Genomic DNA, 12,556 nt, shown 5'->3' on the forward strand with positions numbered 1-12,556 from the left:
GGAGAGTTATGTTAAACGTTAATAATGAAGAGTTTTTGTTCCAAGATTTACAGAGGCAAATGGATCTATTAGGTAATAACCCGGCACTTTGTTCTCCTCAGGGAAAGAGGATTGCTGTATGTCTACGACACCCGTTTGAAATACTTGCTATCTTACTATTTGTAATGGAAAGGGGAGGAGGGATACTTCTCTTGCATGCGGACACTCCCCTTTCGAAAGCGAAGGAAATTGCTGAGTTGGGAGGCTGCGGGGGGATTGTTTACTCTAATTTGAATGATGTTATTCCACTTAGAGGAATGGCGTTGGAGACTGAACCAACAATTTATCAGATGACTTCTGGTACGACGGGGGAGCCAAAGGTAATTTCACGCAGTTGGATAGAAGTTCAAGAAGAAATTACCGCTTATAACGAAATGCATGATTGGAGAGCGGATGAAACTCCAGTTGTGCTGGTTCCTATTCATCACTCTTTTGGTTTGATATCAGGCATGCTTTCGGCACTGGCTAGAGGAACCAAGCCTCCAATACTTATTACAAATTCAAACCCTAAATACATCATACATAAGATAAAGGAAACGAAAAATTCAATCGTGTTTGGGGTTCCGTCTTTATTCAGTTTGCTCTTATCTTTTTCTAAAGAATCCATGAGGTTTCATAAAGTGGTTAGTGCAGGCGCATATATCCCTCAAAAAACATTCATGTTGTTGAAGGCCAGCACGCAAGAGTTATGGCATCAATATGGTTGTTCCGAGTTAGGGTGTATCTCTATAGGAGTAAACCAAACAGAAAATTGTAATGTCGGTAAAATATTAAATACAATGAGGGTTGAGACGAGATTAGTGGAAGCCTGCACAGATGAAGAAATATTAGTACATAGGAAAGATAAAGTGATTTACACGGGAGATGCGGGCTTTTTAACGAAAGACGGTTTTTTGCAAGTGAAAGGACGTATTGATGATGTGATCAATGTCTCGGGGTATATGGTGAATCCCTCCGAGATTGAAGATACTATATTACAAATGGAAAATGTTAGAGAGGTGGTCGTATTCGGGAAAAAGCACGTTGTATTTGGTGAAAGTATCAAGGCTTTGGTTGTAGCGGAGAATGTGAGTAACTTAAGTATACGTGCTTGGTGTAATGTCAAACTTCCAAAATATAAAGTGCCTGGAAGCATTGAGATAGTTGACAAAATACCAAGAACAGAAAATGGGAAGATAAGCAGAAAAATATTAAGAGAAATGGATGGTATAACAAATGACAAGAGATGAAATTAAAGCGAAAATCAGAGAAATTATGTCCAATGAATTAAATCTCACGGTTTCTGCAATATTAGATGAAGAAAGTAAACTTTTCGAGGATCTGGGTATAGATTCCCTTATGGTCATGCAAATCGCTGTTTATGTTGAAGAACAATTTGAAGTAGTGATACCAGATGAGACATGGGAGCCGAGTGCTCTTACTTCTGTAGGCTCATTGGTGGATTTCGTAGAGAATTTGCTAGAGGGGGAGCCAGTTTGAGGATTGGTATAGCTGGGTATGGCCGCATTGTAGAGTTGATGCACAACTCACTTATACGAAAAGTCGAAGGTCTTGAACTTACGGCAATATACGATGTGACGGAAGAGAGAAGGAAACATGCTGAAGCCAGAGGGCTACAGACGTATTCGAACTTGGACCTTTTTTTATCGGATGCTCTTATTGATGTAGTGTTAATTGCCGCTCCGACCCAATATCACTATTCTATTGCGTTAAAAGCCTTACAATACGGAAAACATTTAATTATTGAAAAGCCTGTTGCAATGAACGCGCAGGAGGCCATTGAAATTCAAAAAAAAGCTATTGAAATGAATAGAGTTGTTACTTTATTTCATAATCGCAGATTTGATCCGGACTTTCAATTCGTTCAATCGATTCTGAAATCTAGTGAAATTGGGAAAGTTTTGTTTTTGGAACGCTCCCATCATATGGATGGAGCGGGGGTTGAATTTGGAATTCAATCTTACAATCCAAAATGGAGAATAATGGATATTAAGGGCGGCGGGGTTCTGCTGGACTGGGGAGTCCATTTAATTGATCAGCTACAACAATTAAATCTAGGTTCGGTGGTTTCGTTTACTGGCTCGTCTTATAAGATGGGATGGCATCAAGGGGATGCGGACGATTATGTGAATTCAACGATTGCTTTCGAAAATGGCCTGTTGGCAACAATAGAAATCCATTCATTATCTAATGTAGATAAGCCATCCTGGACAATTGTTGGCGAAAGAGGAAGTGTAGTCGTATATAAAGATAAGGCTTTTGTGAATGTAAGGGGAGCAACCTCTGAGATGAGGGAAATTCCTAGACTTTCTAGATTTGCTTCGGAGGTAATTTACACTTCATTTCTATTGGAAATTGAAGGCAAAGGTAAATGCATTGTAACTTTAGATGAAGCAATTAAAACCATGCATTGGATTGATCAAATTCGGAAGAATGAGGTTTTAATGGGAGAAGTGAGTAAATGGCGAGTTTAAAGCAAGTTATGAATCCTGAAGTGATTAATTTGGGAGCTTTAGAGTGCTTATCTTCCGCCGTTGTAACCAGTTTGAACATGACAGGCAGAGATTACAGATATTTTATCGCAGACTATTGGAATCTAAACTGTGAACTTACAATGTTGCTTTCGAGCAGGAATTTTTCATTTTACAATTTGGAAGCAATTTATGGTATGAAATCAGATTTTGTAGTGGGTCCCTATGAGCTTCTGATTAGGGAAGTGGAAAGAGGAAACATTGTAATTTACAAAGTAGAAGCTTCAAAACTTGGTTTTTTTCCTGAATCAATGCTTGGTTTTGAAAATCAATTTTTTGGACATTGCTTGCTAGTTTATAAATATGAACCTGGAACACAAACTTTCCATATTGTAGATCCCGTAATCAAATACGTTGGGAAAATCTCAATGGATGAACTTATCCATGCAAGCGCATTTCCAAGTTGTGCTGGTATGAATACGATTCATCTAAATAAGGAGTCGACATTATCTTCCGAGCAAAGACTTAATTTTTCTGCGGAACGAAACTACAATTCCTACTGTTTGGAATATGTTCCTGGCGGTGCCAGAGCGCTAAGGAAATTCCGCGAGATAATTGAGGAAAGTGTGGAATGGACTCAGGAAGTACGAAATGAGTGGTCAAGTAAAAATTCTATTTCTATCACGTCAATTCTTAAATTACGTGGATTAGTATGGGGAAGTTTTAGAAGTCTTGCAGGTTTTACTCAAGATGTTATTGAACACGGGGATAAGTCGATTGAGGATATTTCCAAATTATGGAACTCTTTGAATCTTAATATACTTAAAATTGGTCGTCAACCTAAACCGGAATATGTAGATAAAATCATTAATTATACTAAGCTCCTTGAGGAGAAAGAATTGGATTTTCTAAAGTTTGTCTATCATAATACACAACTTAAGCTAAAGGAAACCGAATAGGGGGCTTTTTAATGGGAGTATTGTTCTCTGCACCTCAATATGAATTCCAGTTGATTAGACAAGAATGGGAACAACGTTTTAACGAACTGTGCGCACATGGTGTTTTTGTTGGCGGAGCTCCTGTAAAAGAGTTTGAAAAACATTTCGCGAGTTTTCTGGATGTTAAAGGCGTTGCGGGTGTTGGCAATGGAACTGACGCATTGTTTCTTGCTTTAAAAGCACTAGGGATCGGTAAAGGGGACGAGGTAATTACCGCAACAAATACGTTTATTGCTACGGTTGAAGCCATTCATCATACAGGTGCAACTCCAGTTTTAGTTGATTGTGAGCGAGATTCTTATTTAATCGATTTGGATCAGGTGAAAGCTAACGTAACTTCAAGAACGAAAGCGATCATACCCGTACATCTATATGGACAAATGGTGGATATCGACGAATTTGTTCAGTGGGCAGCGGATAAAGGGATTTTTATCGTTGAGGATTGCGCACAGGCTGCAGGGGCTCATTTAAATGGAAAGTATGCTGGAAGTATCGGGAGTATCGGTTGTTTTAGCTTCTATCCTGACAAGAATCTGGGAGCTATTGGTGACGGTGGTGCAATCTCCTCCAATCACCCAGAACTATTATCTGGATTTCGTAAACTCCGGAATCATGGAGGAGAACTAAAGTATATACATGAGTTTCCAGGCTTTAATTCCAGGTTAGATCCGTTGCAAGCGCTTGTTCTTGACCTAAAGCTAAAATATCTAAACGAATGGTCGGAGCGAAGACGTGAGAATGCAGGAATATATAGTGAAAATTTATCAAATGTTGAAGGTGTTATTGTGCCTAAACATCGTGGAAATGAAAGTCATGTCTTTCATCTATACGTTATCAGAGTGGAAGAGGACAGACGGGATGCCCTAAAAAAACATTTGCAAAAGAAAGGAATATTAACGGCCATTCAATATCCAACAGCTGTGCATCAGACACCGGCTTTCCAGCATCTCGGTTACGGAAGAGGGGCGTTTCCGGTGAGTGAGGAGTATGCGCAACAGATCCTCTCTCTTCCAATGAGTATAGCATTATCAAAAGCGGATATCGAATACGTATGTGATGAAATAAGATCTTACATGGGAACTAACTAACTGGAGTTTTGATAGTGGGGAGCGAATCAAAAATGTCTTTGGAACAGACAGATTTTATAAGGATGGCCTATATCGATGGACGGCCTAAACGCGTCAACGAACGAGTCATTGATTCTCAATTGACAAGGTTAATCGGGGAACATACTCGGCTGATAGGCATTCCTCCTATTAAGTTTCTAAAACTTTTTAATGGTTCACCTGAAAGATGGTTAGAAAAGAAAGAGATCAAGACCGCTTCTTTAAGGCTTCAAAAACTGTGTGCTGATCTTGATACGAAAATCATTTTTGCTAACCTTCCTCAATTGACTCCCTATTTACTGTTAGCCAGAAATCATATGAATCTTGATATTCGATTTCTTATCATTGCTCACTCCGTTGGATCGGAAAAATGGCTAAAGCATTGGATAGCACTGGCTCCGCTTATTAGAAAACAAGATATCGTAATTGCTGCGACGCAATCCTGCAAGACGGCTCTAGTAAACCTGTCTTCAGTGTACAAACAAACTGTATGTATACCGCTTTTTATCGATTGCCACAATCCTGTTCAACGTTCATTGGCAAACAAGCCATTTAATATTCTCATGATAGGAAGAATAGAACCGGTTAAGAATATTCATAATGCTATAAAATTAACTGCTGAATTAAGAAAAACTTTCCCTGAAGTTAGATTGATCGTAGCAGGGGAATTCACGGGAAGGAACAAAGAGGAAATTGATCTTTATCGATTGCAAATAGAAAAGGTGATGCATGGTACAAATTCCTTCGATATTGTTCAATGGGTTGGCCCTGTTGAGGGGGAGGAAAAATCGCAATTGTTGAGCAGTGCTAGTTTGCTTCTTAATCTGTCAACTGATCCAGGTGAAACATTCGGGTTTAATTTAATTGAAGCGAAAACTCATGGCCTTCCGGTAGTCTGCACGAAATGGGATGGTTTCATGGAGGTGGTTAATGATGAAATTGACGGTTTATTTGTCGACTGCTTCTGGGACCGTGATCTCCCGGAGATAGATATGGATAATGCATTGTTATGCTGCTCGAGAATTTTATGTAATGATTCTTTCCGGTTGCAACTTTCTAAGGGGGCATTACAGGCCGCATTTTATTACGATTATAAGAAAGTGATACCGCGTATTATAAGCGAAATTAGAAATGCTGACACTCACCTAATTTCTGATACGAGAAGAACAGAGTTTGAGGAGTTGCAAACCGCTAACCTCATTAATCTCAAAGAGTTTTATTCGGAAACCGTGATTCAGGAGACTAGTTTCGTTAATAATCGATATTTTAGTTTTTTCACTGAACAAAACGGTATCAAACATGAAGAATGGATGCCTATTGCTAAGCGGTTTATCCATCATTTCGCCGGAGGAAAGTGCAATGATTAGATATGGTTTATTTCAACGTATTAGTAGTCTGGTCGAACATCGAAAAATTTTCTTAATCGTGGCATATATGTGTAAATTTATGGGTTTGCTATCTATAGCTGTTCAACCGATGTTGCTTGCGTACTTGATTGATCACGTGCTAATAGGCGGGGAAGAGGGTAAATTAATTCCTATTATTATTATTTGCGCAGCGCTTATTACATTTGGTTTTATCATGAACATAGTAAGCTCGGGGATTTTTCGGAACTTGGATATAAGGTATACATTGGACATCCGCGAAAAAATCATCCAGCATATTCGTAAAATACCTGTAGATATCATTGAAAAGAACGGGGTTGGTAAGTATACTGCTTTGGTTGGGATGGACCCTGCAGTTGTTGCGCAATTTCTAACGAATATTTTAGTAGAAGTGGTGAGTCAGTATGTCACTCTTCTCTTTGCTCTTATTTTTTTGTTTTCTATCAACTGGGTTTTAGGCGTAGTTGCACTATTAAGCGTTCCATTTATTATTATTTTGCCCATGCTTTTTCGTAAGCCGTTGATTCGATACTCTCAGCAGATTCGCTCTCACAACGAAGAAGTGGGAGCCATGATTATTGAACATATTGAAGGCTCTAGGGAAATTCGCGTGTTTGGACTGGAAAAATGGGAAAAAAATAAAAACAAAAAAGTCTATTCGCATTTGATTAAGTCAAGTACGCTTGAGACGATATACGGAATGTTGTCCTCTCAAGTAGGCTCTCTTTCTGTCAGTTTTATCATACTGACAGTATACTATTATTCAAGCGGACAGATCCTTCATGGAACGATGACACTAGGAGGTATGGTAGCCTCTGTTGGATATCTCAGTAATGTTCTAACCCCAGTACTAGCTGCAGCTTCACTTTATAGTTCTGTTATGAAAAGCGAAGTAGCGATCTCGCGTATTGAAGAGTTTTTGGGAATGCCCGTCGAAACGTATCAGAATAATAAGTATATTCTAGAGATGAAGGAAAGGAACTTGGGTACTAAAGAACCAATTCTGAGTGTTAATGATTTGAACGTTCCTGGCGAAGCTAAACCGATTCTTAAAAATATTGATTTTCATGTTTCTACTGGTCAAATGATAGCTCTCGTCGGACCAAGCGGTTCAGGTAAAACGACTTTATTAAAAACACTAATGGGCTTGATTTCGTATGAAACGGGCTCGATTCATTTAAATAACCGTTTGATAGGAGATTTGAGCCGCGAAGAAATCAATCTTACGATAGGGATGGCATTTCAAGAAGCGTACCTTTTCAAAGGAACATTATTTGAAAACATTAAACTTGCAAAGTTAGAAGCGACGGAAGAAGAAGTAGTCGAAGCTTCACGAATGGCAAACCTCGGAACGCTTATTTCTGATCTTCCGAATGGAATACATACTGAATTGGACCCCAATGGAGGTCACTTTTCAGGGGGCGAGAGACAACGCATTGCGCTGGCACGTTTATTTTTGCGTAAACCCCCAATCATTTTGCTGGATGAGCCAACATCGGCTGTAGATTCAATGACAGAGATGGAAATTTTTAAATCGATCAAACACTTACAGCGAGAATGCACAATCATCTTGTCTACGCATCGCCTGGATTCAATCATGGATTTTGACTGTATTTACTTGTTAAAAGATGGGGAAGTAGTGGAGAAAGGAAATTATCAACAATTGATCAACCAAAGGGGAGGATTTTACTCCATGGTGGCCAAAGAAAGAGAAACAGTCGAAATGATTTAAGTTATGAATTCATCCCAGTGTAGACTAATTCATGAGCATAGGTGAATTTGAAAAAAACGAAAACTACTGCAACATACAGGTACTACTCTTATAGTAACACACTATTTTTAAATGAAATGACAAGTAGTCAGAAATTTTGATACATGTCCTTATACTACTAATGAGAAAATAATGACTTTAATTTAGGAGACAACAACTTCATGAAGAAAAGTGTGTTATACGAAGACATTATCTTTAGAATGTTGGTTTCATCTGTAGACCTAACCACGGAATTGTTAGAGTTAATTACAGAGGATCGGCTGGAGGTCAAAGTTACGAAACAACAGAAACTAGAAACAGATAACATAATCCTTCGCGAGTCATTTCTATTTTCGCATAAGTATAAGATGACGATTTCGCAGAATATTGTAATCCTCTATTCAGACTTCATGCCTCTCGACTTATTCAACTCTATCATGTTGAAGAAAGAGGGAATCGGACATTTACTTAAGAGGACAGGTTCAAGTTCGACCAGAAAAATTATTCGTTCTGGATACAGACAACCTTCCGAAGTCATCAATCTGCAGAATGAGCCTTTTAAACTTCAATTTGAATCTCAAAAGAAAATTCCTTTTAAAGAGTACAAGGTAAGATTTGATTCATATCCAATTGAAGGAATGCAATTGGTTGAGTATTTTAATCCGGAAATGATTTCGGAGATAATAAAGTACCCTATGAAGCTTTCTGAAGAAAGAAATAGTATGGTTTAAGTTTATTTTTTATGTAACTCTCAAATAAACCATTAAATTTACAACTTTAGTAGCGAGCAATTCCTGAATGGAATATTAGATTTCCCTTTAGAAAATGTTATATATAAAGCTATCTTTATTGAAATTGAATTTTTTTAAAACTGAAATAAGCTAAAAAGCCAGATATTATATTGGAGGTAGAAATATGCAATTATACGATATTCAGCTAGTTGTTACTGAAGAGATAAAAAAATTACTAAGCCTTGACCGTGAGATTGAATTAAGCGAGGGTTTGGAGAACATAGGACTGGATTCAAGAAATACAATGAAATTAGTTGTTCTAATAGAAAGTATATTTGGATTCGAATTTGATGATGAGGATCTGGTAGATGACGAAATCCTTTTTAATGTTTTTAATGTAAGTGAATTTATTTTCAAAAAAATTAATGGATAGAGCAAATTTGACATCTTGGATTGTTATTTTGGAGATTATGTGGTAAATTCTACTTATAATACTTAATTTAGTATTTTATTTGAATACTAAGTAAATATTTAGAGAAGTTGATAGGTATATAAATTAAAGGAACAAATTGAAAAAGATGATGCAGAGCATATCAGAGGTTGTCAAAGAAGCTTACATATTTATATTCTTACTGTTCGATATTCAGTTATGGGCTTTGACTACGCGTGCGGGAAGTTTACGAGGCGCGTAAATCAACAAAACCACAAGGCACCGTAAAAAACGATTTATCATTAATAAGCAATCTTATTATTTTTAAAGTGCACACTAGTGAATAACGTATAGGGAGGGGTTATGGTATGAATACATTTGTAGTAGTTCCTGTTGGCGTTACACCAAATAGTCACTCAAAAAATTAATAATTAAAAATTTCGTTATTCAATAATATTTTTAAAAGAAACACTAGTGTGTGCCTTAAAAATAATAATGAGACCTTTATACTTCCGAGCTTGTTATAGGAGATGGATTTCAGAAGTTGAAAAGTTTTTTATCTCCAGTTAAGGATAAGTTGCAAGCGACGCATTGATTCTTCGTTTTAATCGGTACATGGTAGCAATAAGCTGTAAATAATGGAAAAAGAGGCTTAGTAGAATCCTGTACGTCAAGATTTTTCAGTTGATGTAGCATCTTCTCGAACCTACTTTCCTGTAACCCTAGCTCTTTTGGTTCGAGAATTTGCATTATATATCTTAGAATTTCAAAAAGGAGAGAGACAATTGAGAGTTAAATTAAATCCGGAATATACGATTAAAGAATTTAAAGATGGAAAATTAATTGTAAATTTAGTGACAAGTTTTTCATTTTATATTAACGATGCAGTGTACTCAGTAATCAAACCGCTAATAAATGAATCAAGTGATGTCCAAACTTTGACTAAAAATGTGGAATATGATCCGAACGAGGTCATGGAGCTTATAAAAGATTTAATTAGTAAAGATTTATTAGTTGTTATTGATGAATAAGTTTTACTTTTGTGCTTTCTTGATAATTTAGTAATATTATATGTGTCAGGAGGGAAACATGACTAAAAATCATTGTTATTATTACATAATAGCTAGGTTGGCAAAGGAAAAAGGAATTGATTTAAATGAAATTGATATTTTCTACTTGTTAGGTGGATATGGTTTAAAAATCGAAGAAATGAATAATGGGTATTTCCCGCATATCAGTGTCACAGGGAATAAGGTTAATAATGAAATATTTGAAGATAGAACTGGAATCAAATTTTTTCATTTAAATTACACTACAGAAAAGTTTGAAGTAGCCAATTTAATAGAGGCTTTGAAAGTTAGAAATTATGTATCAGCTGTAGCTAATTGCTATTTTTTGACTTACGATCACCTTAATTATAAGAATAATATTGGAAGTCACTTTATTTTTATCCATCAATATGATATTTCAAATGATACTTTTCTTGTAAGTGATAATAAATTTGAGTGTGTTTCAATAAAAAGAAATGACTTAGATATTGCTTTGAAAAATGTACCTAATAGTAATAATGAAGTGAGTTTCTTTGATATAGAAGTAGTAGTCGAGGATGTTGGAATTAAAGATCGGATCCCAGAAATAATTAAATTGAATGCACTTGAGTTACTCAAAAATTGTAAAAAAGAGCTACTGAATTTAAAAAAAGGTCTTGAAAAATTAAAGACATTGGAACCAATTTATAAATCATTATCTTATACTGAAACTCTTAATAGTATCAAGTCTTTGAATGGTCCTATTGTTTCTAGAAAATATCTTTTGCAGAGTTTCACAGATGATGAAATCAGAAGAGAGATCAATAAGTTAATTGGTATGTGGGAAAAACTTTGTATTAGTCTTTACAAAATTTATGAAATTGGGACCGATATTAATCTAGATGGACAACTTGAAGATATTCTTGAACTGGAACTATTAATAAATGAAAAAATTTTAAACAATGTTAAATAAGAGTCATGTCAAAAATTAAGATTGATTATGTTGAAGCAACCGGCTTATCTCTTTTAGCTATGCTTCGAATTCCTTGACACCATATGTTCAGTGAAAGGTTCTTTTTTTAGTTCCCGATACTTCCTCATCCACTGATGCAACGTGCTTAGATACAAATATAAATCTTGGAAGGCTCTCATTATTACTCATGGTGGGTCTTTTTCTTGATGATATGATGAATTGAGTTGATTGTAGGAATAAATAAAATAGTACGATATTAGAAAATGCAATCTTTTTCAAATTTTTGCACTCAAGGTCAAGCGAGTTGAAGTTAAGCCATCAACTTAATGAAAGATAATTAGGGATTGAAGATTTTGAAAAAAAAGATTGTTGTGTGTGCTAGTGTCGGGATGTGTATTTGTCTTAAATTGTTATGGATTAAGGCTGAGCATTCAGAAATATTGTGCTATAATTCAATCATATGGCATTTAAGTTGATATTACGGTTGGAAGGCGGTTCTTGCATGCAGTCAATCTATGAGCGAATTGAGCACCTGATTGCCGAAAGAGGGATGACAAAGAAGGCCTTCTGTGAACAGCTGAAGATAAGCACAGGCAATTTGGGTGACTGGAAACGTGGTAAATCAATCCCGAGTACAAATAAACTCATTGAAATTGCTTCATTTTTTGATGTGAGTCTGGACTGGTTGATGATTGGGCGTTTATCGAAGGAAGCCATTGTGCGGGAAAAGCGGGAAGATTATTTTTTTAACGTGTTGCGGCAATTGAATTGCCAAGAGAGTGAATTATCGACTGTGGAACAGTCTTTTATTAGTGAATATATCGAGTTCACTCGTTATCGCAAATTCAAAGAGAGTAAAGATTCTGGAAACTATAGCTACCAACCTGAAGCGGAAGGCGAAAATAAGTCAGAGCAGGAAGGGACGTAAGTGCCTCTGGTTGATAAAAAACCTCCACTGTGCCCAAGGGAATGATTTCCGGGACAGTAGGGAGGTTTTTTTTCTGTAGAAATATCGGTTTAGTGATGCTGATCAAGAATACTGGAGTATTTGGGGTACAACTGGCGGATACAATCTGGACAGATGTCGTGTGTAAACTCGGCGGAAGTATGTTTTTCCAGATAGCGCTCAACGCTGTTCCATTCGTCTGATTCATTCTTGATATGTTTGCAAACGGCACAAATAGGCAGTAGTCCATGGAGGGTACGAGCTTCAGTCAAGGCTTGTCGCAGCTGAAGTTCTGTCTTCTTCTGTTCTGTAATATCTGTGTGAGCCACCAAAGCGAGGTTGGTATCCGTCGTAGGTCCGTTCTGTAAGGGAGTAAGTTCTACGCGAAACCATTTCTCTTCGTTGTGTGGTGTAATAACAGAGATATCGTATGTATGGGTTTGGTTAAAAGGAACAACGTTATGCCTCAGGTACCTCGCGAACTTGGTTGGATAGTGGTTTTTCTGTTGTGCTGCCCATGCTTCCATCAGGTGAAGGTAATGATTGTGGCGGCTGGCTGCACGTATGAAAAGTTTATGAAGTCCGTGCTGCCAGGCCCGGTTACAGCTTCGTATCATCCATTGATGATCAATAATGATCAACTGATGATTGGTCGCCTGGAACGATAGGCTTTCCAGGTCGGATGTAATGGTTCCCATG

13 protein-coding genes are annotated in these 12,556 nt (G+C 37.0%); 12 read left to right on the forward strand and 1 reads right to left on the reverse strand.

Annotation, left to right across the window (positions count from 1 at the left end; all coding sequences use genetic code 11):
• Positions 1–8: 8 nt before the first annotated feature.
• The 12 genes from J2T16_RS09275 to J2T16_RS09330 all read left to right on the forward strand — a co-directional run bounded on the left by J2T16_RS09275 (position 9) and on the right by J2T16_RS09330 (position 11,839).
• Positions 9–1,268, forward strand: a complete 1,260-nt coding sequence (locus tag J2T16_RS09275; RefSeq protein WP_499018213.1) for an AMP-binding protein — start codon at positions 9–11, stop codon at positions 1,266–1,268.
• Positions 1,255–1,518, forward strand: coding sequence for a phosphopantetheine-binding protein (locus J2T16_RS09280; RefSeq protein WP_221791708.1), 264 nt, complete (start codon positions 1,255–1,257; stop codon positions 1,516–1,518). The genes J2T16_RS09275 and J2T16_RS09280 overlap by 14 nt, the downstream gene beginning before the upstream one ends.
• Positions 1,515–2,513, forward strand: coding sequence for a Gfo/Idh/MocA family protein (locus J2T16_RS09285; protein WP_221791707.1), 999 nt, complete (start codon positions 1,515–1,517; stop codon positions 2,511–2,513). The genes J2T16_RS09280 and J2T16_RS09285 overlap by 4 nt, the downstream gene beginning before the upstream one ends.
• Positions 2,501–3,469, forward strand: a complete 969-nt coding sequence (locus J2T16_RS09290) for a cysteine peptidase family C39 domain-containing protein (RefSeq protein ID WP_499018214.1) — start codon at positions 2,501–2,503, stop codon at positions 3,467–3,469. The genes J2T16_RS09285 and J2T16_RS09290 overlap by 13 nt, the downstream gene beginning before the upstream one ends.
• Before the next feature lie 11 nt (positions 3,470–3,480).
• Positions 3,481–4,596, forward strand: a complete 1,116-nt coding sequence (locus tag J2T16_RS09295; RefSeq protein ID WP_499018216.1) for a DegT/DnrJ/EryC1/StrS family aminotransferase — start codon at positions 3,481–3,483, stop codon at positions 4,594–4,596.
• A 32-nt stretch (positions 4,597–4,628) separates the two neighbouring features.
• On the forward strand, positions 4,629–5,981 hold the full coding sequence (locus J2T16_RS09300; protein ID WP_499018217.1) for a glycosyltransferase family 4 protein: 1,353 nt from the start codon (positions 4,629–4,631) through the stop codon (positions 5,979–5,981).
• The gene (locus tag J2T16_RS09305) at positions 5,974–7,731 is read left to right on the forward strand and encodes an ABC transporter ATP-binding protein (RefSeq protein ID WP_221791703.1); all 1,758 of its coding nucleotides are present in this window, start codon (positions 5,974–5,976) and stop codon (positions 7,729–7,731) included. Before J2T16_RS09300 ends, J2T16_RS09305 begins: the two co-directional genes overlap by 8 nt.
• A gap of 200 nt (positions 7,732–7,931) precedes the next feature.
• Entirely contained in the window at positions 7,932–8,480 is a 549-nt protein-coding gene (locus tag J2T16_RS09310; protein ID WP_221791702.1) for a hypothetical protein, read from the forward strand.
• A gap of 184 nt (positions 8,481–8,664) precedes the next feature.
• On the forward strand, positions 8,665–8,913 hold the full coding sequence (locus J2T16_RS09315) for an acyl carrier protein (RefSeq protein ID WP_221791701.1): 249 nt from the start codon (positions 8,665–8,667) through the stop codon (positions 8,911–8,913).
• A gap of 782 nt (positions 8,914–9,695) precedes the next feature.
• A complete protein-coding gene (locus J2T16_RS09320) occupies positions 9,696–9,941 on the forward strand; it encodes a hypothetical protein (protein ID WP_221791700.1) in 246 nt (81 codons plus the stop codon).
• A 58-nt stretch (positions 9,942–9,999) separates the two neighbouring features.
• Entirely contained in the window at positions 10,000–10,911 is a 912-nt protein-coding gene (locus J2T16_RS09325; RefSeq protein WP_336120861.1) for a BtrH N-terminal domain-containing protein, read from the forward strand.
• 502 nt (positions 10,912–11,413) lie between these two features.
• A complete protein-coding gene (locus tag J2T16_RS09330) occupies positions 11,414–11,839 on the forward strand; it encodes a helix-turn-helix domain-containing protein (RefSeq protein ID WP_221790227.1) in 426 nt (141 codons plus the stop codon).
• 89 nt (positions 11,840–11,928) lie between these two features.
• Here J2T16_RS09330 and J2T16_RS09335 read toward each other — a convergent pair whose 3' ends face one another.
• Positions 11,929–12,555, reverse strand: coding sequence for a nitrogen regulation protein NR(II) (locus J2T16_RS09335; RefSeq protein WP_221790206.1), 627 nt, complete (start codon positions 12,553–12,555; stop codon positions 11,929–11,931).
• Position 12,556: the final 1 nt, after the last annotated feature.

The sequence above is a fragment of the Paenibacillus intestini genome, assembly GCF_030803945.1.
GTDB classification, from domain to species: Bacteria; Bacillota; Bacilli; order Paenibacillales; family Paenibacillaceae; genus Paenibacillus; species Paenibacillus polysaccharolyticus.

What these genes read in the sequence shown, in the direction of transcription:
- J2T16_RS09300 (WP_499018217.1), top strand. Translation starts at nt 4,629, where the DNA reads ATGTCTTTGGAACAGACAGATTTTATAAGGATGGCCTATATCGATGGA.
- J2T16_RS09305 (WP_221791703.1), top strand. Translation starts at nt 5,974, where the DNA reads ATGATTAGATATGGTTTATTTCAACGTATTAGTAGTCTGGTCGAACAT.
- J2T16_RS09295 (WP_499018216.1), top strand. Translation starts at nt 3,481, where the DNA reads ATGGGAGTATTGTTCTCTGCACCTCAATATGAATTCCAGTTGATTAGA.
- J2T16_RS09315 (WP_221791701.1), top strand. Translation starts at nt 8,665, where the DNA reads ATGCAATTATACGATATTCAGCTAGTTGTTACTGAAGAGATAAAAAAA.
- J2T16_RS09325 (WP_336120861.1), top strand. Translation starts at nt 10,000, where the DNA reads ATGACTAAAAATCATTGTTATTATTACATAATAGCTAGGTTGGCAAAG.
- J2T16_RS09330 (WP_221790227.1), top strand. Translation starts at nt 11,414, where the DNA reads ATGCAGTCAATCTATGAGCGAATTGAGCACCTGATTGCCGAAAGAGGG.
- J2T16_RS09280 (WP_221791708.1), top strand. Translation starts at nt 1,255, where the DNA reads ATGACAAGAGATGAAATTAAAGCGAAAATCAGAGAAATTATGTCCAAT.
- J2T16_RS09310 (WP_221791702.1), top strand. Translation starts at nt 7,932, where the DNA reads ATGAAGAAAAGTGTGTTATACGAAGACATTATCTTTAGAATGTTGGTT.
- J2T16_RS09290 (WP_499018214.1), top strand. Translation starts at nt 2,501, where the DNA reads ATGGCGAGTTTAAAGCAAGTTATGAATCCTGAAGTGATTAATTTGGGA.
- J2T16_RS09275 (WP_499018213.1), top strand. Translation starts at nt 9, where the DNA reads ATGTTAAACGTTAATAATGAAGAGTTTTTGTTCCAAGATTTACAGAGG.
- J2T16_RS09335 (WP_221790206.1), bottom strand. Translation starts at nt 12,555, where the DNA reads ATGGGAACCATTACATCCGACCTGGAAAGCCTATCGTTCCAGGCGACC.